The 22,253-nt window shown below is 72.2% G+C and carries 19 protein-coding genes; 10 read left to right on the top strand and 9 right to left on the bottom strand.

Translation table 11 applies throughout. From position 1 onward, the window contains the following. Nucleotides 1-59: 59 nt before the first annotated feature. The 4 genes from CLV30_RS03280 to CLV30_RS03265 all read right to left on the bottom strand — a co-directional run bounded on the left by CLV30_RS03280 (nucleotide 60) and on the right by CLV30_RS03265 (nucleotide 3,408). A complete protein-coding gene (locus tag CLV30_RS03280) occupies nucleotides 60-1,163 on the bottom strand; it encodes a PP2C family protein-serine/threonine phosphatase (protein WP_129710849.1) in 1,104 nt (367 codons plus the stop codon). Nucleotides 1,164-1,227: 64 nt separating this feature from the next. Beyond that, nucleotides 1,228-2,031, bottom strand: a complete 804-nt coding sequence (locus tag CLV30_RS03275) for an Fpg/Nei family DNA glycosylase (protein WP_106535759.1) — start codon at nucleotides 2,029-2,031, stop codon at nucleotides 1,228-1,230. Nucleotides 2,032-2,211: 180 nt separating this feature from the next. Beyond that, nucleotides 2,212-2,691: a ribose-5-phosphate isomerase gene (locus tag CLV30_RS03270; RefSeq protein WP_106535758.1), complete on the bottom strand. Its 480-nt coding sequence runs from the start codon at nucleotides 2,689-2,691 to the stop codon at nucleotides 2,212-2,214. Between the two features lie 57 nt (nucleotides 2,692-2,748). Next, nucleotides 2,749-3,408 carry a mycothiol-dependent nitroreductase Rv2466c family protein gene (locus tag CLV30_RS03265; RefSeq protein ID WP_106535757.1) on the bottom strand — a complete coding sequence of 220 codons (660 nt, stop codon included), beginning with the start codon at nucleotides 3,406-3,408 and terminating at the stop codon, nucleotides 2,749-2,751. Between the two features lie 184 nt (nucleotides 3,409-3,592). Between CLV30_RS03265 and pepN the strand changes: the two genes are divergently transcribed. Beyond that, nucleotides 3,593-6,148, top strand: a complete 2,556-nt coding sequence (gene pepN, locus CLV30_RS03260) for an aminopeptidase N (protein WP_106535756.1) — start codon at nucleotides 3,593-3,595, stop codon at nucleotides 6,146-6,148. Between the two features lie 57 nt (nucleotides 6,149-6,205). Here pepN and CLV30_RS03255 read toward each other — a convergent pair whose 3' ends face one another. Both CLV30_RS03255 and CLV30_RS03250 read right to left on the bottom strand, forming a co-directional pair. After that, a complete protein-coding gene (locus CLV30_RS03255) occupies nucleotides 6,206-7,102 on the bottom strand; it encodes an LLM class flavin-dependent oxidoreductase (RefSeq protein ID WP_106535755.1) in 897 nt (298 codons plus the stop codon). Nucleotides 7,103-7,109: 7 nt separating this feature from the next. After that, nucleotides 7,110-8,552 carry an amidase gene (locus CLV30_RS03250; protein WP_205740463.1) on the bottom strand — a complete coding sequence of 481 codons (1,443 nt, stop codon included), beginning with the start codon at nucleotides 8,550-8,552 and terminating at the stop codon, nucleotides 7,110-7,112. Between the two features lie 144 nt (nucleotides 8,553-8,696). On the opposite strand from CLV30_RS03250, the gene CLV30_RS03245 reads away from it, so the two are divergent. The 3 genes from CLV30_RS03245 (at nucleotide 8,697) to CLV30_RS03235 (ending at nucleotide 12,851) form a co-directional block, all read left to right on the top strand. Beyond that, on the top strand, nucleotides 8,697-9,914 hold the full coding sequence (locus CLV30_RS03245; protein WP_106535754.1) for a M48 family metalloprotease: 1,218 nt from the start codon (nucleotides 8,697-8,699) through the stop codon (nucleotides 9,912-9,914). After that, nucleotides 9,911-11,512: a type IV secretory system conjugative DNA transfer family protein gene (locus CLV30_RS03240; RefSeq protein ID WP_106535753.1), complete on the top strand. Its 1,602-nt coding sequence runs from the start codon at nucleotides 9,911-9,913 to the stop codon at nucleotides 11,510-11,512. Before CLV30_RS03245 ends, CLV30_RS03240 begins: the two co-directional genes overlap by 4 nt. 280 nt (nucleotides 11,513-11,792) lie before the next feature. Continuing rightward, on the top strand, nucleotides 11,793-12,851 hold the full coding sequence (locus CLV30_RS03235) for a 3-deoxy-7-phosphoheptulonate synthase (protein ID WP_106536047.1): 1,059 nt from the start codon (nucleotides 11,793-11,795) through the stop codon (nucleotides 12,849-12,851). Between the two features lie 84 nt (nucleotides 12,852-12,935). Here CLV30_RS03235 and CLV30_RS25850 read toward each other — a convergent pair whose 3' ends face one another. Next, a complete protein-coding gene (locus CLV30_RS25850; protein WP_129710850.1) occupies nucleotides 12,936-13,406 on the bottom strand; it encodes a hemerythrin domain-containing protein in 471 nt (156 codons plus the stop codon). Between the two features lie 87 nt (nucleotides 13,407-13,493). Here CLV30_RS25850 and CLV30_RS03230 point away from each other — a divergent pair, with 87 nt between their 5' ends. The 3 genes from CLV30_RS03230 to CLV30_RS03220 all read left to right on the top strand — a co-directional run bounded on the left by CLV30_RS03230 (nucleotide 13,494) and on the right by CLV30_RS03220 (nucleotide 15,597). Further along, the gene (locus CLV30_RS03230; RefSeq protein ID WP_165358442.1) at nucleotides 13,494-14,261 is read left to right on the top strand and encodes an NAD-dependent epimerase/dehydratase family protein; all 768 of its coding nucleotides are present in this window, start codon (nucleotides 13,494-13,496) and stop codon (nucleotides 14,259-14,261) included. A 98-nt stretch (nucleotides 14,262-14,359) separates the two neighbouring features. Further along, nucleotides 14,360-15,130, top strand: a complete 771-nt coding sequence (locus tag CLV30_RS03225) for a GntR family transcriptional regulator (protein WP_106535751.1) — start codon at nucleotides 14,360-14,362, stop codon at nucleotides 15,128-15,130. Between the two features lie 200 nt (nucleotides 15,131-15,330). After that, entirely contained in the window at nucleotides 15,331-15,597 is a 267-nt protein-coding gene (locus CLV30_RS03220) for a hypothetical protein (RefSeq protein ID WP_129710852.1), read from the top strand. Between the two features lie 106 nt (nucleotides 15,598-15,703). Here the strand turns inward: CLV30_RS03220 and CLV30_RS27475 are convergent, their stop codons facing one another. Both CLV30_RS27475 and CLV30_RS25845 read right to left on the bottom strand, forming a co-directional pair. Beyond that, on the bottom strand, nucleotides 15,704-18,640 hold the full coding sequence (locus CLV30_RS27475) for a helix-turn-helix transcriptional regulator (protein WP_165358443.1): 2,937 nt from the start codon (nucleotides 18,638-18,640) through the stop codon (nucleotides 15,704-15,706). Nucleotides 18,641-18,718: 78 nt separating this feature from the next. Beyond that, nucleotides 18,719-18,916, bottom strand: coding sequence for a hypothetical protein (locus tag CLV30_RS25845; RefSeq protein ID WP_129710854.1), 198 nt, complete (start codon nucleotides 18,914-18,916; stop codon nucleotides 18,719-18,721). A 250-nt stretch (nucleotides 18,917-19,166) separates the two neighbouring features. On the opposite strand from CLV30_RS25845, the gene CLV30_RS03210 reads away from it, so the two are divergent. From CLV30_RS03210 to CLV30_RS03200, 3 genes are read left to right on the top strand one after another with little or no spacing between them, the layout of a single operon-like run. Then, a complete protein-coding gene (locus tag CLV30_RS03210) occupies nucleotides 19,167-20,114 on the top strand; it encodes an ABC transporter ATP-binding protein (RefSeq protein ID WP_106536046.1) in 948 nt (315 codons plus the stop codon). Next, on the top strand, nucleotides 20,111-20,989 hold the full coding sequence (locus CLV30_RS03205) for an ABC transporter permease (protein WP_106535748.1): 879 nt from the start codon (nucleotides 20,111-20,113) through the stop codon (nucleotides 20,987-20,989). The genes CLV30_RS03210 and CLV30_RS03205 overlap by 4 nt, the downstream gene beginning before the upstream one ends. Then, a complete protein-coding gene (locus CLV30_RS03200; RefSeq protein ID WP_106535747.1) occupies nucleotides 20,965-22,251 on the top strand; it encodes a sensor histidine kinase in 1,287 nt (428 codons plus the stop codon). Before CLV30_RS03205 ends, CLV30_RS03200 begins: the two co-directional genes overlap by 25 nt. Nucleotides 22,252-22,253: the final 2 nt, after the last annotated feature.

The raw sequence follows: 22,253 nt of genomic DNA, 5'->3' as shown, positions 1-22,253 counted from the left end.
CTTTCCGGCCTATATGGCGGCAAAGTGCCGATGATCATGGGAGAGGGGTGGGCAGAGGGTCACGTCCGCCAGAGCAGCAGCAGCGCGCGGTCGTCGGCGTCCGAGGAGGCGACGGCGTCGATGAGCTTGTTCGCGCCGTCCCGGAACCCGCGTGTGACCAGGCGTTCCGCCTCGCCTTGCAGCTTGTCGATGCCGTCGACGAGGTCACGGCGCGGCGCCTCGACCAGACCGTCGGTGTAGAGCATCAACGCGTCTCCGGGCCGCAGCCGGCCGGTCGCCGGCTCGTACACGTCCTTCTCGAACACGCCCAGCAGGCCGCCCTCGGTGTCGAGCGTCGTCCACCGCCCCGAGCCGGCGTGGAAGTGGATGGCCGGCGGATGCCCGGCCGACCGGACCTCGAACTCCCCGGACGCGAGGTCGACGACCAGGTGCACCGCCGTGGCGAAGCCCTCCGGCCAGTTCTGCCGCAGCAGGTAGGCGTTGGCCGCCGGCAGGAACTGCTCGGGTGGCAACGAGCCCAGCAGACCGCCGAACGCGCCCGACAGCAGCAGTGCCCGTGTTCCCGCGCCGTGTCCCTTGCCGGAGACGTCCACCAGTGCCACCTCGAGGACGCTGCCGTCGGCCGAGCGGGTCGACACGACGAAGTCGCCGGAGAAGCTGGCGCGCTCGGCTGAGCGGTGGACCAGTTGCTCGGCCCACCCTCGGGGCAGGTCGGGCATGCGGCCCTGCGCGGTCAGCCGGTCGCGCAGGTCGACGAGCATCGAGTCGCCCATGGTGCCCTTGAGCCCCAGCCGCGCCCGCGAGCGCGCCAGGCCGGCGGAGACCGCGGCGGTGATCAGCACGACGACCGCGGCCCCCGCGAACCGGGCGTCGACGTCGACCGTCACCACCGTGGCGAGCAGACAGCCCGCGGCCGCGGCGATCACCCACGCCAGCGCGCGCACGGACAGGAAAAGCCCGCCCACCAGCAGCGGCAACGCCAACGCGGCGGCGGACATCCATTCCCGGTCGTACACGAGTGCCGTGCCGAGCAGCAGCGTGAGCACCAGCAACGCCACCAGGACGACCGGCTCGCGGGCCAGACGCCGGCCGAGGGCACCAGCGGGACGCCCAGAGGCCGCCGCGGCGATCTGCCCGAGCACAGCGTCCGGTCGGGTCGTCACGGTGGCGACACTAGCGCCTGCGGTGCGCACAATGCAGTAACATGCATCCGCCGGTCGGCCGAGCTCAGCGCTGACAGTGCGGGCACCAGAAGGTGTTCCGCGCCGCGGCGGTCCCGCTCGCGACCGGGGTGGCGCAGACGTGGCACGGGCGTCCCCCGCGCCGGTACACGTAGACCTCGCCGCCGTGGTCGTCGACGCGCGGCTCCCTGCCCATGGCCTCCGGCTCGTGCTCCGGGCGGACCGTGTCGATCCGCCCGGTGCGTTCACCCGCGGTCATCAGCCCCACCAGGTCGGTCCAGATGCCGTGCAGCACGTCGCCGGGCACCGAGCGCCCCGGCCGGGCGGGGTCGATGCCGGCACGGAACAGCACCTCCGCGCGGTACACGTTGCCGACGCCCGCGACGACGGACTGGTCCATCAGCAGCACGCCGATCGGCGACCGGCTGCCGCCGATGCGCCGCAGCGCCGGCTCCGGGTCGTCGCCACGCAGCGGGTCCGGCCCGAGCCGCGCGCCGATGGACGCCTTCACGGACTCGTCGAGCACCTCGCAGGCCGTGGGGCCGCGCAGGTCGGCGTGGGCCGACGGCGCCGCCATCCGCATCCGCACGGCGCCGCGGGGCGGACCGGGCGGCTGCTCGACGATGTCGAACCTCCCGTACAGGCCCAGATGGACGTGCACCCAGCGGTCGTCCTCGAAACCGAGGAACAGGTGTTTGCCGTGCGCGTCCGTCGCCCGCAGCGGCACCCCGTCGACGACGGCGGCGCCGTCGGCGAAGCGCCCCTGCGGGCTGGTGACGGAGACCGGCTCGCCCGCGAACACCGCACGCAGGCTGCGGGCGAGCCGGTGGATCGTATGCCCCTCGGGCACGTACTGTCCCTTCCATGGCCGATCGGGACAAGCGCAACGACCGCAAGCTGGACCAGGTGGATCGCCGCTCGCAGGTCACCGTGTCGCGCGCGACCCGCTCACGGGACGTGTCCCGCCCGGACGAGTCGCAGCTGGCGCAGGCGCTCGAGAAGCTCGAGTCGACCCGCCTGCCGCCGCGTTCTAGTGGCTCACGCCGGACAGAGGGGGCAGCTCGCCCGTCTCCTCGTACCGGCTGAGCATGTCCACCCGGCGGCCGTGCCGCTCGTCCCCCGAGTAGGGCGTGCTCAGGAACACCTCCACGAACGTCACGATGTCCTCCAGCGGGTGCATACGCGCGCCGACGGAGACCACCTGGGCGTTGTTGTGCTTACGCGCCAACTGCGCGGTCTCCTGCGACCAGGCGAGCGCCGCCCGGATGCCGCGCACCTTGTTCGCCGCCATCTGCTCGCCGTTCCCGGACCCGCCGATCACCACGCCACGGCTCTCGCCGTCGGCGGCCACCGCCTCGGCGGCGCGGAGGCAGAACGCCGGATAGTCGTCGTCGGCGTCGTACTCGAACGGACCGTGGTCGATGACCTCGTGCCCCCGTTCGCGCAACGCTTCGACGAGCCCGTTCTTGACCTCGTACCCGGCATGGTCGGAGCCGACGTGCACACGCATGGGCATCAAGTGTGCCTCATGGGGTGCCGGCGTCCGTCGCCGCCACCTCGCTGCAGATCATTCGAAGATCGGCTCACGGGTGCGTGTGCGCTTGAGCTCGAAGAACCCGTCGTAGGACGCCAGAGCCCGCACGCCGTCCCACACCCGGCCGGCCTCCTCGCCCTTCGGGGCCGGCGAGACGACCGGGCCGAAGAACGCGTAGCCGTCGACGGCGATGACCGGCGTGCCGACCTCCATGCCGACCTGGTCCATGCCGGCGTGGTGGCTCTCGCGCAGCCGTTCGTCGTAGTCGTCCCGGTCGGCGTACTCGAGCAGCTCCGCCGGCAGTCCGACCTCGTCGAGAGCCTCGGCGATGATGGGCCGGTAGTCGCGGTCCGCGCCCTTGGCGACGCGGTCCTGCACGTGGATGCGCTCGCCGAGCGCGTCGTACAGCGGACGCAGGTACTCCGGGCCGTGCTGCTGCTCGGCCGCGACGGCGACCCGCACCGGCCCCCACGCCCGCTCCATCAGGGTGTTGTACTCCTCGCCGAGGTCACGGTCGGAGTTGAGGTAGGACAGCGACATCACGTGCCAGTTCACCGTCACCGGCCGCACGCCCACCACCTCGAGCATCCACCGCGAGGTCATCCACGCCCACGGGCAGACGGGGTCGAACCAGAAGTCCACCGCCGTGGTCTCGTTGCCGGTGACGTCGTTCACCGACGTTGCGTCCGTCATTCGCGGTCCCTCGATCTCGTCTCGATTCGGTCTCTGCCGGGCACAACCGACGACCCACGGCCGGTGATTCCCGTCCCGCCGCGGCGCACGCCGACGTCCCGCGACGGGGCAGTACCACGTCTCGCGGCGTGGCACACGGGCATCTCGCGGCGCGGCACACCGATGTTCTGTCAGGATCAGGGCCATGCCTGGCACCAACCTGACCCGAGACGAGACGCGTGAGCGCGCGTCGACCATCGAGCCGTCGACCGTGCACTACACGATCGCGCTCGACCTGACCGGGGACGACACCACGTTCGCCACCACCACGACGGTGCGGTTCTCGGCCACCGAGGGCGCGCGGACCTGGCTCGACCTGATCGCCCCGGCCGTCCGCGAGGTCGTGCTCAACGGCGCCGCCCTGGACCCCGCCGCGGTGTTCGACGGTCATCGCGTCGAACTGCCCGGGCTGGCCGCCGACAACGAGGTCCGGGTCGTCGCCGACGGCGCGTACATGCGCACCGGCGAGGGGCTGCACCGGTTCGTCGACCCGGTGGACGACGAGGTGTACCTGTACTCGCAGTTCGAGGTGGCCGACGCGCGCCGCGTCTTCGCCTGCTTCGACCAGCCGGACCTGAAGGCCACCTACACGTTGACGGTCGACGCTCCCGCGCACTGGGAGGTGGTGTCCAACGCGCCCGGCACCACGACGAAACGCGGCAAGAACGCACGCCGGTGGGCCTTCGACACCACGGCCGCGCTGTCCACCTACGTCACGGCCGTCGTAGCCGGGCCGTACCACGTCGTGCGCTCGGAGTACGAGCCCGACCACCATGCTCCGATCCCCTTGGCGTTGTACTGCCGCCGCTCGCTGGCCGAGTACCTCGACGCCGACGAGCTGTTCGACGTGACCCGCCGCGGGTTCGGGTTCTACGAGAACGTCTTCGGCCTGGCCTACCCGTTCGCGAAGTACGACCAGCTGTTCGTGCCGGAGTTCAACGCCGGGGCCATGGAGAACGCCGGGGCCGTCACGCATCACGAGGACTACCTGTTCCGCAGCCGGGTCACCGACGCCGCGTACGAGCGTCGCGCCGAGACGATCCTGCACGAGATGGCGCACATGTGGTTCGGCGACCTGGTGACCATGCGCTGGTGGGACGACCTGTGGCTGAACGAGTCGTTCGCCAGCTGGGCGGCGGTGCTGGCGCAGTCGGAGGCCACCCGCTGGGACGAGGCGTGGACGACGTTCGCGGTGACCGAGAAGCTGTGGGCGCTGCGCCAGGACCAGCTGCCGTCCACGCACCCCGTCTCCGCCGACATCCGCGATCTGGAGGACGTCGAGGTCAACTTCGACGGCATCACCTACGCCAAGGGCGCGGCCGTACTCAAGCAGCTGGTCGCGTGGGTCGGCCGGGACGAGTTCCTCGAAGGCGTGCGCGGGTACTTCGACGAGTTCGCGTGGGGCAACACGACGCTGGCCGACCTGCTCACGCACCTGGAACGCACCAGCGGCCGCGACCTGTCCGCCTGGAACGAGCAGTGGCTGCGCACCGCCGGTGTGAACACGCTGCACCCCGTCGTCACGGTCGACGCCGACGGCACCTACACGTCCGTCGTCGTCGAGCAGACCGCTGCGCCCGAGCACCCCACGCTGCGCTCGCACCGGGCGGCCATCGGTCTCTACGACCGCGCCGACGACGGCAGCCTGCACCGGCGCGACCGGATCGAGCTGGACATCTCCGGCGAGCGCACCGACGTCACCGAGCTGCGTGGCGTCGCCCAGCCGGACCTGCTGCTGGTCAACGACGACGACCTGACGTTCGCCAAGGTCCGCCTCGACGACAGGTCGCAGCGCACCGTCGTCGAGTCGATCGGCTCGCTCGGATCGCTGCAGCGGGCGCTGTGCTGGTCGTCCGCGACCGACATGGTGCGTGACGCGGAGATGTCCGCCGGCTCCTACGTCGAGCTCGTGCTGAGCGGTATCCGGCGCGAGACGTCCATCGGAGTGGTGCAGCACGTGCTGAACTCCGCGCGCGCTGCCGTCGAGCTGTACTCGTGGCCCGCTCATCGGCTGGCGCTGTCGGCGCGCTGGGCGAGCGCGCTGCGCCAGCACGCCGGCAGCGCCGAACCCGGCAGCGACGTGCAACTCGCGTTCGCCCGCGCGTGGATCTCGGCGGCGACGAGCCGCGACCACGTCGACGAGCTGCGCGCGCTGCTGGCCGGCTCGGACGAGGTACTGCCGGGACTGACCGTCGACACCGATCTGCGCTGGGCGCTGCTCCAGCGGCTGGCGATCGTCGGCGCGGCCGGCGAGGACGACATCGCCACCGAGATGGAGCGCGACGACACCGCCACCGGGCGGCGCCATGCCGCCTACGCACGTGCCGCACAGCCCAGCCAGGGGGCGAAGGCGGCGGCCTGGCAGGCGGTGGTCGAGTCCGACGAGCTGCCCAACGCGATCCTCTCCGCCACCGTGCGCGGGTTCAACCAGCCCGAGCAGCGCGAGCTGATCCGTCCGTACGTCGGCGCGTACCTGGACGCGGTCGGCCGGGTCTGGGAGGAGCGCACCAACGAGAGCGCCCAGGTCATCGTCTCCGGGCTGTTCCCGCGGGTGCTCGCCGACGAGTCCACCGCGCGGGCGGTCCGCGCCTGGCTCGACTCCGCCGACGTCCCCGACGCTGCCCGCCGGCTGGTCGTGGAGGGGCTGGCCGACCTGGACCGCGCCCTGCGCGCCCAGGAGCGTGACCGTCAGGCCGGCTGACCTGTCCGCATGATCATCAACGGTTTGCCACACCATGGTGTGGTGGATCGTCGACGATCACGGGGAGGAGGGAAGCAGCTCCCGGGTCGCCGGCACGACCTCTTCGGCGAACCGGCGCAGCTGCGTCCGTGCTTCGCCGCCCTGTGGCCCCGACATCGACGGGCCGGCGAACACCAGCAGGTCCGCGCGGTGGTCGGTGACCAGCGTCGCCAGCTCGTCCGCCCACCGCGACACCGGCCCGCGCAGGAAGCCCGTGCCGGCGCCGTCGGTGATCTCGCCGCTCACGTTGAACACCCGGCGCACCGCCGACGGGTCCCGGCCGGCGTCGGCCGCGCCCTCGTCCACGCGCCCGTTCAGCTCGGGGAGGCGCCGCAGCACGTCCTCGTCGACCGACGGCACCCACCCGTCGGCGAGGCGCCCGGTCTGTCGCAGCGCGCGCGGGCCGAGCGCACCGAGCCAGACGCCGATGTCGTGCGCAGGCGGCGGCCCGGAGTGCACGCCGCGCAGGTGGTAGTACTCGCCCTCGAACCGCAGTCCGCGTTCACCGCTCCAGATGCGGCGGACGACCTCGACGGCCTCGGCCAGCTGGCCCAGAGCCGCGCCCGGCGAGCGGCGCTGCCCGCCGTAGCCCTCGATGGCGTCCCAGAACGCGCCCGCGCCGAGCCCCAGCTCGAACCGGCCGCCCGACAGCATGTCGAGCGACGCCGCCGTCTTCGCCAGCACGGCCGGCGGGCGCAGCGGCACACACGCGACGTCCGGGAACACCCGCAACGTGCTCGTCGCCGTCAGCACCGCACTCGTCAGGGCGAACGTGTCGACGTAGCGCCGCTGGTACGGATGGTCCTGGATACCGACCCAGCCGAGGCCGGCCCGTTCGACCTCACGGGCGATGTCCAACAGCGGGTCGTCGGCGTTCGGGACGAGGAAGTATCCGAACTCGGGTGCTCGCGCCATGACGTGTTCACCACTCCGTGTCCGGCGGGTGCCGGTCCCGCCACGGCCGTGCCTGCTCGAGCTGCGACGACAGCGCCAGCAGCGTCTCCTCGCCGCCCTGCCGCCCGCCGAGCATGACGCCGACCGGAAGCCGCACGCCGTCGACCTCGGCCTCCTCCAGCGGCAGGCTCACCGCCGGCCACCCGGTGAGGTTCCAGACGCTCGTCCAGGGGGTGAACGCCATCTGGGCCGCGAAGTCCGCAGCCGGGTCGTCGTCGTCACGCAGCTCGCCGACCCGGGCCGGCGGCCGGGCCAGCGTCGGCGTCACCACGACGTCGTACGGGGCCCAGGTCGCAGCCGACTCCCGGGTGGTCGACTGCACCAGCGAGATCGCCGACGCGTAGTCGACCCCGCTGACCGAGCGGCCCTTCTCGCGCAGCCAGCGCGTCAGCGGGACGAGCAGCCGTTCGGCCTCGGCCTCGACGGGCGCCGTGAGGCTCAGCACCGACCACAGCACGTCGAACGACGCCCACCGCTCGGCCGGGAACGGCACCGGCGCCTCCTCGACGTCGTGGCCGAGCTCTTCGAGCAGCGCCGCCGTGCGCGCGACCGCCGCCACGCACGCGTCGTCGACCGGCGCGTCCGCGTCGATGACCGGCGTCGTCAGCACGCCGACGCGCAGCCTGCCCGGGTCGCGTCCGCACGCGTCCAGGAACGTGGTCCGCGGGCCCGGCAACGTGAACACGTCCCCGGCCCACGGCCGCGCCAGCACGTCCAGCAACGCGGCGGTGTCGCGGATGTCGCGGGTCAGCACGCCGTTCGACGCCAGCCCGGCGCCGTCGGTGCCGTACGGTCCGGGGCTGATCCGGCCGCGGGTGGGCTTGAGCCCCACCAGGCCGCACGCGGACGCGGGGATCCGGATCGAGCCACCACCGTCACTGGCGTGCGCCACCGGGGCGATCCCGGCGGCCACCGCCGCTGCCGCTCCCCCGCTGGACCCGCCGGCGGTGCGGCTCGGGTCCCACGGAGTGCGCGCGGGCGGCGCGATGTCCGGCTCGGTGTACGGCGGCAGGCCGAACTCCGGTGTGTTCGTCTTGCCGAGCATGAGCGTGCCCGCGTCGCGCAGCAACGTGACGACGCCGTCGTCGGCCGGAGCGATCGTGCCCTCGAGCGCCGCGCTGCCGGCACGGAACGGCACACCGGCGACCATCGCGAGGTCCTTGATCGGGCACGGCACCCCCGCCAGCGGCGGCGTGGGCGCGTCGTCGTCCGCGGCGTCGGTCAGCGCCTGCTCGACCTCGGCGGCGTGGGCGCGGGCCAGCTCGGGCGTCACCGTCACGAAGGCCCCCAGCCGGGCGTCCAGGCGATCGAGTCGCGCCAGCGCGTGCTCGACCACCTCCGTCGGCGACAGCTCGCGTCGGCGCACCAGGTCAGCGAGCTCCAGTGCGCTGAACTCGTGGATCTGTGTCACCTGATCGACCCTACGACCGTGACCTCCGCGACGGCACTGCATGCCCCGGATCGATGCGGACGTGTACCGCATCATGACTCGAACGGTTGCGCGAAAGTCACGTCTGCCGGTGTAATCGACGCAGCACGATCACCGGAGGCGGGCATGAGCGACCCCGAACAGGCCGGCGCGTCGCGGCCCGGTAGTCCTGCCGGTCGCGTCCGCTCGCACGTCGCGCCGTCGGGCCCGCCCGGCAGCTTCGAGCAGCCCGAACCCGCCGGTTCCGGCGCCCCGCCCACGGCCGAGCCGGGTCAGCTCGATCCGCCGGGACGCTCGGCCGAACCCGGCCGCCTCCGGCTGCCGCGGCCGGCGTGGCGCCGTGCCCGGGAGACGGCCTCGGCGCCGGTGAGCGACCCCGCCCGTCGCCGCCGCACCGTCGACGTGTCCACCGTGGCCTCGCTGGCGCTCGCCGTGCCGTGGTTCCTGTACAGCCTGCTGGTCATGGGCTTCGTCGGCCTGGCCGCCGGAGCACTGGCCGGCGACGTCGCCGCCATCTCGATCGCGGTGGTCGTCGCGTGGCTGCTCAGCGGGGCGCTGATCTTCGCCCAGCCGGTCGAGGTGTTCCTGGCCCGCACCGTCCTGCGCGCGCGCCGCCCCACCCCCGCCGAACGCGAGCGGCTCGAGCACGCATGGCGCGACGTCGGCGTGGCCGGCGGCACGGACGGCGCCGGCTACCGGCTGTTCGTCCAGGACAGCGACGCGCTGAACGCGTACGCGGCGTCCGGGCACATCGTCACCGTCACCCGCAAGGCGCTCGACGCCATGCCGCACCACCATCTGGCCGCGGTGCTCGCGCACGAGCTGGGCCACCACCTGGGCGGGCACGCCTGGGGGAACCTGCTGGCCTACTGGTACTCACTGCCGGCCCGGCTGCTCAACCGGCTGCTGCGGTTCCTGGTGCGGGCGTTCGTCCGGGTGTTCTCGTTCGTGTTCGCCGTCGCCGCCCGGGCTCCCGGCCTGGTCGTCGTGGTGGCGCACGTGATCACCTGGACGTTCGCAGCGTTCGCGCTGTTCCTGCTGGTGATGTTGATGGTGGCCGCGGCCCGGGACGGGCAGCTGTGGGTGCCGCCGGTCGTGGTGGTCATGATCCTGTCGCCGCTGCTGCTCGCGTGGCTCGCCCGGCGCAGCGAGTTCGGCGCCGACCGGGTGGCCGCACAGCTCGGCTACGGTCCCGCGCTGATCGAGGTGTTCGAGGACTGGCTGCGACAGGGGATGGACGACGAACGCACGCACGCCGTCCTGCGCGCCCGGCTGTTCAGTACCCACCCCGCGCTCGCGGCGCGGATCAAGAAACTCGACGCCTACCTGCGGAAAACCGGATGATGCTGCGCAGACGACGCCGCCGGCCCACTCCGTGGGACACCCTCCGCGAGCAGCACCCCCAGGCGGCCGAGGCGCTCGACCGCCTCGCCGAGGACGACACCTGGTCCGACGTCGACCGCGCGCGGATCCTCACCGCGCTCGAGCGGCGTGGCGACAACCCGGCGGCCACCGCCGAACTGGCCGACGAAATCGTCCGCTACGGCCCGGCGACGCTGATGCACCAGTCGTCGCTGCGCGACCTGCCGGGCGATCGCAAGGCGATGCACAACCTCCAGCTCGGTCAGGTGCGGCTGGGCCGAACCGTCCAGGACCCGCACGCGGACCGGACGCTCGCCACCGACTTCGGCGTCGACCACGATGTCCTGAGAACATCGATGCTGGTCATCGGCCCGCCCGGGTCCGGCAAGACCCGCGGGTTCGCCTGGCCCATCGTCGAGAACCTGTCCCTGTCGGCGTTGACCCAGCAGGCCAGCGTGGTCGTCGTCGACCCCAAGGGTGACGACTTCGCGCACGACGAGTGGTTCGACGTGACCATCGACCCGCTGTCGCCGACGGTCGGATTCGATCTGTACGGAGGTACCGACCAACCCGACACCGCCGCCGACCGCCTGGCCAGCGCGATGCTCCCGCCACAGGTCAGCGACGACATCGCCTACTTCATGGACGGCTCGCGCAATGCCCTGTACGCCTGTCTCGCGCCGTTCCACCTGGCGTTCGGGCGGTGGCCGAAGATCCGCGAGATGCTGGCGCTGCTGCGTTCCGAGCAGGACATGACCGACAAGGTCAAGGCCGCGCTGCGCGGCCCGGACGGCAAGGACGCGAAGGCGCTGCTGGACTCGCGGCACGAGCAGGCCACCCGCAACGCCGACCCGGCGGCGTCGTTGATCGAGCGCTTCCAGCTGCTGGCCAGGCCGCGGCTGATGGAGCTGTTCGACCGCGAGCGGCCGTTCCGCATGCACGACATCAACCGGCCCATGCGCGTGCGTGTCTCACTGCCGGAGGCGGAGTTCCCGGATGCCGCACGCATCCTCGCCCGGCTGGTCGTGTCGCAGTTCGTGCAGGTGACGTCGGCGCCCGACACGAACCGGTCGATCTTCAAGGCGCTTGCCATCGACGAGGCCGGCCGGTTCGTCGACGACTACGTCGCCCGCGGCGTGCAGAAACTGCGCTCCAACAACGCCGGGTTGCTGCTGCTGGCGCAGACCATCAGCGACTTCCCGGTCCAGGTCCGCGCGACCGTCTTCGGTTCCGTCGGCTGCAAGGCCGTGTTCGGCGGCATCGACCCCGTCGACGCCAAGGTGTTCTCCGACTGGTTCGGCGAGCACTGGGTGTCGGAGGTCAGCTTCAGCCAGGGCGAGTCCATCGGCGGCGCCCGCAACGCCGGGCGTTCACGCGACAGTAAGGGCGGCTGGAACCGCCAGGACGGCGAGAGCCAGACATGGGGCACCAGCAAGGGCACCAACCTGCGCCGGGTGGAACGGCCCCGGTGGTCGGTGTCCGACATCGTCACCGGCATCCCGCCGGGGCACTGCGTCGTCTCGCTGTCGCGATCGGACGGCACCCGCACCGGCCCGACGCTGATCAACCTCCGCGCCTGAGCCTCCGCGGGGATCGTCCGGGGATCGCTGTCGCTCTTGGCGACCGTGGCCCCTGACGATCCCGCCGCGGACGACGGTCGGTTACACTGCTGTACGTGAACAGGGTTCGTCGGTATCGCTACTTTACGCAGGCTCCGGGTGGAGCCGGGCGTTACTCGCGCTGACCGACCACTCACCCGGAGCCATCAGGGCAGAGACCACTCGTCTCTGCCCTTCGTCATGAGGCGGGCCGGCTCGGGTGACACGGGCGACCCGCCCGTCACGGAAGAACGGTGCCACCATGTCCGACCCCCACTCTCCCACCGGTGACCTCCGCATCACCGGGTTCCAGCCGCTGACGTCCCCGGCGCGGATGCTCACGGAGCTGCCGATGGACGACGAGCACGCCGGGCTCGTGCGCGACAGCCGACGCGAGGTCCGCGAGATCATGTCCGGCGAGGACGACCGGTTACTGGTCGTCGTCGGTCCGTGCTCGGTGCACGATCCGGAGGCGGCTCTCGACTACGCGCGCCGCCTGGCCCCCGTGGCGCAGGCGCTGCGCGCGGACCTGCGGGTGGTGATGCGGGTGTACTTCGAGAAGCCGCGCACCACGGTGGGGTGGAAGGGCCTGATCAACGACCCCGGCCTGGACGGCTCGTTCGACGTCGAACGCGGCCTGCGGACGGCGCGCACGCTGCTGTTCGACGTGCTCGACGCCGGGCTGCCGGTGGGCTGCGAGTTCCTCGAGCCGATCAGCCCGCAGTACATCGCCGACACGGTCTCGTGGGGAGCGATCGGGGCCCGCACCCCCGAGAGCCAGGTGCACCGCCAGCTCGCGTCCGGGCTGTCGATGCCGGTCGGGTTCAAGAACGCCACCAGCGGCGACGTCCAGGCGGCCATCGACGGCTGCGCCACCGCCGCGAGCGGGCACGTGTTCTTCGGCGTCGACCACGACGGGCGGGCCGCGGCGGCGACCACGTCCGGCAACCCCGACTGCCACGTGATCCTCCGCGGTGGCCGCGGAGGGCCCAACTACCGCGCCGACGACGTCCGCGACGCGCTCGCGCTGTTGCACAAGGCGGACCTGCCGGAACGGCTCGTCATCGACGCCAGCCACGGCAACAGCGGCAAGGACCACGAGCGCCAGGCCGTGGTCGTCGACGAGATCGCCGCCCAGATCGCGGACGGACAGTCCGGCATCGCCGGCATCATGCTGGAGAGCTTCCTCGTCGAGGGACGGCAGGAGATCGACGACCTGCCGCTGACCTACGGGCAGAGCGTCACCGACGCCTGCATGAGCTGGGAGACCACCGAGGCCCTGCTGACCCGCCTGGCCGCCGCTGTGCGCTCCCGGCGCTGACGGATCCCGTCCCACTCCCATGATCATCAACGTTTGGTCACGTCATGGCGTGGCGAAACGTTGATGATCACGGCAGCCTCGAGATCACAACGGCCCCAGGACGTCGTGCGGGTCCGCATCGAACGCGAGCGTGTCGAGGACGGTCAGGAGCTGACGTTCCTCGTAGCGGAAATGGCTCTCCATGATCGCCGCGATCCCCTCCAGGTGCTGGTCGAGTTCGACCGGGGACGCGACCCACTCCACGGCGGCCTGCAGATCGGTGAGCAGGTGCGCGATCATCGAGTGATCCTGCTCCAAGTACCGCAGTGTGTCGCGCAGCTGCGGATGCGCCGCGGCAATGGCCGGGAACAGTTCGCGGTCCTCGCCCTCGTGGTGTCCGGTGAGCGCGGTGCAGAAACCACGGCAGAACAGCAGCAGATCCCGGGTAGCGCGCTCTGCGGCCTCGCCGCCGTTCAGCGCGGCGCGGGTCACCCGCAAGGCTTCCCGCAGTTGCTCGTGGACGGCGCGAAGTTCATGGCTCCAGGCGATCAGCCTGGTCGTTTCGCCCTCAGACACGTGAGGACGAAGGGAACGGTCGCCAACGACTCCGCCACAGCCGCGGGGATATCGTTGATCAGCGCACGTCCGAGCCGAGGAGGACGCATGGACCAGCGGCCGGTGCTGATCACGGGCGCGGCAGGAAGTGTCGCGCGGATGCTGTGGCCGGGCCTCGACGGCATGAGCGTTCGTGCCGTCGACACTCGCGACGTCGACCACGCCGAGGTGGAGACCGTCGTCGGCGACCTCGCGGACAGGTCCTTCGCCGACCACGCGGTCGCCGGGGTCGACGCGGTCGTGCACCTGGCGGCGAACCCGGCCGCGTACGCGTCGTGGAACGATCTGCGCCGGCCGAACATCGACGGGATGGTCAACGTCGTCGACGCCGCCCGGGCGGCAGGCGTTCGCCGGCTGGTGCTGGCGAGCTCCGTGCATGCCATGGGCGCGTACTTCCGTCCCGGCGAGCGGATGGTCGACCCGGCGTGGCCGGCGCGGCCGTGCTGCGCGTACGGCGCCACCAAGGCCTTCGCCGAGAGCTACGGGCACATGACCGCGGCGACGAGCGAGCTGTCGGTGATCTGTCTCCGGCTGGGCGCGTGCCAGCCACGCCCCGTCGACACCGGGGCGTTGACCGGCTGGCTCGCTCCAGAGGATCTGCAAGCGCTGGTCCGCTGCGCGCTGACGGCGGACGTGCGCGCGGGCGCCTACTTCGGCGTCTCCGCGAACACCCGGAACGCCTTCGACGTCTCCACCGCACGCATCGAGCTCGGATACCTGCCGCGGCACGACTCCGAGGACCACGCCGCGGGGCTGCCCGACGGGAGAGGTGGCATGTGCCGGGTCACGCATCCACCGGTCCCGTCGGCGGCCTGACCGGACACGGCCACGACGCGACCGTGGCCGCTGCTCCGGGACGTGCCGGTGCGGCCCGTACAGTGGCGTGCACGACGACCCGGGTGAGGAGGACGACCGTGCCTGAGCACACCGATCCCGTGCCCAGGTACCGGCAGATCGCCCAGCACTACCGCGACCGGATCATGGGCGGCGTCCTGCGCCCGGGAGACGAGCTCCCGTCCGAACGACGCGTCGCCGACGAGTGGGACGTCGCGCGGCCCACGGCAGCTCGCGCGTTACTCACCCTGCGGCTGGACGGCCTCACCGAGACCCGGCAGGGCTCGGGCACCTACGTCGCCGAGGTCCGGCCGCGGCATCCCAGAGACGAGCACCACCGGCCGCCACGGTCCGGTGAGGGCGCGGACGAGCCCGGCGAGCACACCCGGATCGTCGACGCCGACCTCGTCGAGCCGCCGGCCGACGTCGCCGACGACCTGCAGCTCACGGCCGCGGCCGGCGGCGACGCCCCGCGGGTCGTCCGCCGCCGTCGTGTGGTCCGGGTGGGCCGGCGGGTCGTGGAGACGTCGACGTCCTGGTTCCCGGCGGAGCTCGCCGACACGGCGCCGCGGCTGCTGCGGGCCGAACGGATCCGCGAAGGCACAGCGGCCTACCTCGAGCAGTCGACCGGCCGCCGCGCCGGCTACGCGCGCGATCGTGCCTGGGCGCGCACGGCCGGCACCGAAGAACGACGCACCCTGGGCTCGCCGGAGGACGTCGCCGTCCTCGTGGTCCGCCACGTCGTCTACGACACCACGGACCAGCCGCTGGAAGCCGCCGACACGATCCACCCACCGGGCGCCGCAGCCGTCGAGCGCGAGTACCCGCTCCACCCCTCCCAGCGCGAATGATCACGTCCCGCATGGAATTCCATGCGTCACCACCCGTACAGCCCTAGTGATGCATGCATTCGCCTAGTGATGGCCGCTCGACAGTTGACCAGACGACCGGCCTATGCCACTGTTCTTCCGGCGTAGGCCAGCCACCTCGAGCGAAAGGGCGCCCGTGACCCTCCCCGTCCGTGCACGAGTCACCTGCGACGGAGCCCTGCGTGAATGAGATGCGCGTGATCGTCGCCCTCCCCGCAGCCACCCAGGCCCTCACCCGCGTGTCCACCGAGATGTTCGACGACGGTTCGCTCGGCGCCGTCGTGGAGATTCACCACCCGGGAGGCGATCAGATCGCCCTGGTGTCCGAGCACCCGGACGTGTTCGACCGGCTCAGCGTCGTCGCCGCGAGCGCGCGCGACGAACTGTGGTCGGCGGCAGCCGGACGGCAACGACCCACCCGGTTCATTCCGCGTCCGGGCGTGCTCTGAGCCGGTGCGGGGCGGCGGTGCGCCCACCCGCCGCCTCGCACCTCACGCCGCCGCTGCTCATGCGGATTCGCACCTCACACCGCCGTGCCTGAGGCGGGCCCGTGCCTCACGACGCAGCGCGGCTCAGCAACCCGGCTTGGTGGGCCACGGCGGCAGCCTCACCGCGGCCCGTCACTCCGAGCTTGGCGAGGATGTTCGAGACATGCACGCTGGCGGTCTTCGCGGTGATGAACAACGCCTCGCCGATCTCACGGTTGCTGCGCCCCTCGGCGACCAACCGCAACACCTCGCGCTCCCGAGCGGTCAGACCGGGCAGTGGCTCGCCGTCCACGGACGAGCCGTCCGCCGACGTGGCCGCCCTGAGCGGCAGGTTCGCCCGCCGCGACAGGTCGTCGACCCACCTGCGGTACAGCCCGGCGCCGAGCTCGTCGCAGGCGGCCGCGGCCTCACGCAGCGCCTCGGCGGCACCATGACGATCGTCGGTGTCGATGAGCGCACGCGAGCGCCGGAACGCCGCGTACGGCACGAGGTGCGCGGGCCCCTCCGCCGCGCGGACCGCGTCGAGCGCATTCGCCCAGGCCGCGGGGTCGTCACCGCCGTGGCCGGCCAGTTCGGCGTCGACGAGACTCGGCCAGACCGTGCCCGGCCAGGTTCCCGCGAACCGCTCCGTCAGCTCCCGGACCAGTCGGAGGTCGGCCGACACGTCGGCCGCACCCTGCCGGACGCGCGCACCCAGAGCCTGAGCGCCACCGAACATCAGCGGAAGGTCGTAGCCGGCTGCCAGCGGGCTCGAACCGTCCGCGCCGATCACGTCGACCAGCGCCGCCCACGCCCGGGTGGGATCGCCCTGGGCGAGAGCGACGTCGATGCTGAGCCTGGCCACCAGGTGGCCGTCCTGCGGCAGGACGACTCGACGGCTGCCGGTGCTGGTGAGCTCGTCGAGCACCCGCGCGGCCGCGTCGACGTCACCGCGCCAGAGCAGCAGCCAGCCATGCAGGGTACGCACGTGCCGCTCGTGGTTGACCGGCGCTTCCAGCTCGAGACCACGGCGGATCAGCCGCTCGGCCCTCTCCCAGTTGCCCACCGCGAGCAGTGGTTCGACGGCGTTACCGACCATGATGGAACCGACGGTCCGTTTGCGGCCGAGCTCTTTGGACCGCTGGTAGCCCTCGGTGGCCAGCTCGACGGCGTCGGAGTAACGCCCCGAGATGTGGTACACGTCGGACAGGTTGACGTAATAGCGCAGCAGGTGCCTCGGCTCGGCCAGCGCCACCGGCCTGGCGCGTTTGATCTCGGGGACGGCATGCTCCGGATCGGTGTGCACCCACACCGTGCCCCGGGTGATGCGCGCCGACGCGACGAGGTGGTCGAGCCCGGCGGTACGGGACATCTCTTCGGCTTCGTCGGCGACCTCGAGCGCATCGTCGAAGCGCCACGCGAGCATGAGCATCATGGCCAGCCGGTCGAGCGCCTCCGCGCGCCAGGCAGCGGACGTGGCGTCCGCCGGGATGAGCCGGAGCCCGCGCTCGAGCGCTTCGATGGCGCCGGGCCGCCCGTCGCGGCTCTGGACGTTCGCGAGCCGCGTCAGCAGCCAGCCCATGCGGGCCGGCTCGGTGTCTTCGTCGACCAGGCGCAGCGATTCCTTGAGCAACGACATGGCGCGGTCGTGATCGCCGGCCTCGTAGGCCTCGTTCGCGGCGCGCGCCAACAGGTCGACCCGGTCGCCGCCGGCGATCTGCGCCGGCTCCGCGACATGGTCCCAGAGTTCGAGCGCGCGCTCGAGCATGAGCCGCGCAGTCGCGTGCGCGTAGGACTGCACCAGCTCGCCGGCGGCCGTGAGCGACCACCGGAACGCCCGCTCGACGTCGTGCGCGGAGTACCAGTGGTGCGCGATCTCGGCTGCCGTCGGCGTGTTGGGCATCAGCTCCGGGCGCTCTTCGAGTGCCTCCGCGTACCGGGCGTGCATACGCGCGTGCTCGCCGGGCAGCATGTCGTCGTGCAGGGCTTCGCGCAGCAGTGCGTGCCGGAACGCGTAGCCGTCGCCGTCCACCACGACGGCTCCGCCCGAGACCGCCTCGCGCAACGCGGACTCGAGGTCGTGCGTGGACTTGCTGGACACGTAGGCCAACACGGCGTGTTCGACGCGGTTGCCGCCGGCGGACATGAGCCGCAGCAACCGCTGGGTGTCCTCGGACAGCGGCTCGATACGCACCAGCAGCAGGTCGCGTAACGACTCGGGCAGCTCGGTGCAACCGCAGCCGTCGTCGACGTAGGCGAGCTCTTCGACGAAGAAAGGGATGCCCTCGCTGCGCTCGTGGATCCGCTCGATGTGGTCACGAGCGACCTCGCGGCCGAGGACACCGCGGACCTGGACCGCGACGTCGTCGAGCCCGAGGCGGGGTACGTCGATCCGGTGGACCTGGCGCAGCCGGTCGAGCTCGGCGAGCAGCGACCGCAGCGGATGCCCTCGGTGCAGCTCGTCGGTGCGGTAGGTGGCGAGCAGCATCAGGCGGGCGCCGCGCAGGCCGCGCACCATGAACCGCAGCAGGTCGCGCGTCGGGCTGTCCGCCCATTGCAGGTCTTCGAGGACCACCACGAGCGCCCGCTCGGCGGCGACCCGCTCGAGCAACGACGTGACGACCTCGTACAGCCGGCCGCGCCCCTCGGCGCCGCCGCCGTGGCCCACCCCGTCGCCGAGCTCGGGCAGCAGACTGCCCAGGACCTCACCGCCGGGACCGGCCATGTCGAGCAGTTCCCGCGCCCCGAACTCCTGGTACAGGCCGCGCACCACCCCGACGATGGGTGCGAACGCCGGGCCCTCGCCGTCCAGCGGCACCGACCGGCCGACCACGACGCGGGCACCGCCCTGTGCCGCCTCGGCGGTGAACTCCTCCGCGAGCCGGCTCTTGCCGATGCCGGCCTCGCCGCCCACCAGCACGGTGGCCGGGGCCCCCGTGCGCGCGGACTCGAACGCGCTCCGGAGGTCGGCCAGCTGGCCGTCCCGGCCGACGAAATCGGCTGGGCGGGCGACATGAATGTTCACGTCACTCATGGTGCCACCGGCCACCGACACTCTCGTACCCCTTTTCGCCCGGCCGGGCGTATGAGGCGGTCGGCCGTGTCACACCGCCCGGGCCCGGCCGGACGCCGACCGCGCTCCCCGCCGGCCACGTCCCGGCTGACCGCGCAGACCGCGCCGCCCTCGCCGGCTTCCGTTGGTGGCCTCCTCCGCCATGACCGCCCGGCGCGCTTCGTCCCGGAGGTCCTTCCCGCGCTGCTTCGAGATGACGGTCGCCGCGTAGTCCCCGTAAATACTCATGGTGTGTCTCCTGTCACTCCGTTTCGGTGGCTGCTGCCGCCGACACCGTCGACACTCGTCCTGAGGCGTGCGGCCGCACATCGGGCGAGTTCCTCATCTTCGCGGCGCGGGACCCGTCTGAGGCCACCTCAGACGGCCGTCGTCGCAGGTAAGGAGGTCTGAGTACCGCGGCAACGTCCACCGTCCGGTGGACCCGCGAACCCACCGCGTGATGCTGTCGCCGAACCCGCCGAGGCGCCACGGTGGAGCCATGATCACCACCACCTCCCAGGCCGTCCGGGTACGCGGACTGCGCAAGGCCTACGGCGACGTCACCGCCGTCGACGCGCTGGATCTCGACGTCGACCACGGCGAGGTCGTCGCGCTGCTGGGCCCGAACGGCGCCGGCAAGACCACCACCGTCGAGATCCTCGAGGGCTACCGTCACCGCGACAGCGGCGAGGTCGGCGTGCTCGGCGCCGATCCGGGCCGGCCGGAGCCCGGCTGGCGCGACCGGATCGGCATCGTCCTGCAGACCTCCGGCGGCCTCGACGAGCTGACGGTCGACGAACTCGTCCGGCACTTCCGCGTGTACTACCCCGCGCCACGCGACCCGGACGAGGTCATCGCCGCGGTCGGGCTCGAGAGCAAGCGCCGGGCCCGGGCCCGGCACCTGTCCGGCGGACAGCGCAGACGCCTCGACGTCGCGCTCGGCATCCTCGGCTCGCCCGACCTGCTGTTCCTCGACGAGCCGACCACCGGTTTCGACCCGGAGGCCCGCCGCGAGTTCTGGTCGCTGATCTCGTCGCTGGCCGACGGCGGGACGACCATCATCCTGACCACGCACTATCTGGACGAGGCCGAACAGCTGGCAGACCGGGTCGGCATCATCACGGCCGGGCACATCCTCGCCATGGACTCGCCCGCGCGTATCGGCGGACGCGACCGCGACGACGTCGTCGTGCGCTGGCTCGACGAGGGCGAACCGCACAGCGCCACCACCGACCGTCCGACGGCCCTCGTCACCGACCTCGCCGCCCGCTTCGGCGGCGAGGTTCCGGGCCTGTCCGTGGACCGGCCCACTCTCGAGGACGTCTACCTGCGTCTGATCGGCCACGACACCCGGCCGGACACGCAACACGACACGGGCACGGGCGGGCACGTCGACGAGCGGCCCGACGACCGATCCGACGGACCGACGCTGGAGGCCACCCGATGAGCCGCACCACCGCATCCGCGCACGAGCGCTCCACCGCCACGCCCTCGCCGGATCGGACGAAACCGTCGACGCTGCGGATCGCGGTGGCCCGGACGATCCTCGAGACCAGGATCTACTTCCGCGAACGCGACTCCGTCGTGTTCTCGTTCCTGTTCCCGGTGGTCCTGCTGGGCCTGTTCGCCACCGTGTTCGGCGGCGGGGAGACGGTCTTCGGCGAGGCGACCGGCGGCGGCGTCGACTTCGCGCGATACTTCCTGCCCGGGATGGTGGCCGCCGGCATCATGCTGGTCAGCTTCCAGACGCTGGCCATCGGCATCGCGGTCGAGCGGGACGAGGGCACCCTCAAGCGGCTCCGCGGGACGCCGATGCCGCCGGCCGCGTACTTCCTCGGCAAGGTCGGCATGGTGCTGCTCACCGGCCTCGCCCAGGTGGCCCTGCTCCTGGCCGTCGCCGCTGTCGCGTTCGACGTGCCGCTTCCCGGCGACGCCGGGAGCTGGCTCCGGTTCGCCTGGGTCTATCTGCTCGGAACCGCGGCCGGCACGGTTCTCGGGCTGGCGTACTCGTCGGTGCCGTCGTCGGCGCGCAGCGCGTCCGCGGTCGTTCTGGCGCCGGTGCTGATCCTGCAGTTCATCTCCGGGGTCTTCTTCGTCTTCAACGACCTGCCAAGCTGGTTGCAGAACGTGGCTTCGGTCTTCCCGCTGAAGTGGTTGGCTCAGGGCATGCGCTCGGTGTTCCTGCCCGACCGTCTCGAACCGATGGAGGTGTCCGGATCATGGCAACTCGCTCCGACGGCACTGATCCTGTCGGTGTGGCTGGTCGCCGGTCTGCTCCTGTGCGCACGGACGTTCCGGTGGGGCCGGAAGGGGGACAGCTGAGCGCGGCCGATCCGGGCCCGGCGTCCGCGCCGGCGAAGGGCTCCAGTGAGGCGGACCTGATGGCGTTCTGGAGCCGGATGGCCGTCGGGTGGCACACGCTGTACGTCGGGCTCGTCGTCCTGGTGGCGGTCCTGACCGGCACCTCGGACGACGTCGCCGGCGGCGAGCGGACCGCGGCGCTGCTGGTCCTCGCGCTCATGATCCTCAGCTACCTGCTGCTCGGCCGGCGCCGACTGGGCGACGCGGATTCGACACCCGCCGCGATCGCCCTGGTCGCGATCAGCTGGGGTTGCCTGTACGCGCTGCTCGCGCTGGGCTCGCAGAGCGCGTACATCCTGCTGTTCGGGCTGTTCCCGCACGTCTGGGCCCTGCTGCGTACCCGGCACGCCGTCGTGGCGACGTTCGTGCTCGTCACCGGGATGGCGGTGGTCGAGTTCACCCAGCTCGGGTGGTCGTCGGACAGGTTCGGCGACGCGCTGCCCGAGTACGCGACGCAGGTCGGCCTCTCCCTGCTTCTCGGCCTGTTCATCACCGGCGTGTTCGACCAGGCCGAGAAGCGGGCCGCGCTGATCGACGAACTGGAGCGCACCCGCGCCGAGCTCGCCGAGACCGAGCACTCGCGCGGTGCGCTGGCGGAGCGGGAGCGGCTGGCGCACGAGATCCACGACACGTTGGCGCAGGGGTTCACCAGTGTGCTGACGCTGGCGCAGGCGGTGGAGGTGGCTCTCGAGCGTGACCCGGCCGCCGCGCGCGAGCGGCTCGCGCTGCTGGAGTCCACCGCACGCGACAACCTGGCCGAGGCGCGTGCGCTGGTCGGCGCCCTGGCTCCGGTCGGCCTGCAGGACGCGTCGCTGCCGGAGGCCGTCCAGCGCGCGGCTACGCGGTTCGGCCACGAGACCGGTGTCGACGTCGACGTCCGCGTCGAGGGCGATCCGGTCGTGCTCCCGGCCGGCACCGAGGTCGTCCTGCTCAGGACGGTGCAGGAGGCACTGGCCAACGTGCGCCGGCACGCGGGCGCCTCCCGGGTCTGCCTGGCGCTGCGGTTCCGTCCCGGCGTGCCGGACGGCGCCACGGTCGCCGTCGTCGACGACGGCAGCGGATTCCGCACCGACGACGGCCACGGATTCGGTCTGCACGGCATGCGCACCCGGGTGACCCAGGCGGGCGGCACCCTCGACATCGTGAGCGCGCCGGGCTCGGGCACCACCGTCCGGGTGACGATGCCGGGTCGGGCGGATCCGGACCTGGACCACCGCGGGTAGCG

Origin of the sequence: Haloactinopolyspora alba, from assembly GCF_003014555.1 — a bacterium.
Classification (GTDB): Bacteria; Actinomycetota; Actinomycetes; order Jiangellales; family Jiangellaceae; genus Haloactinopolyspora; species Haloactinopolyspora alba.
The sequence above is the reverse complement of the archived record's forward strand: the minus strand, read 5'-3'. Positions and strand labels throughout refer to the sequence as shown.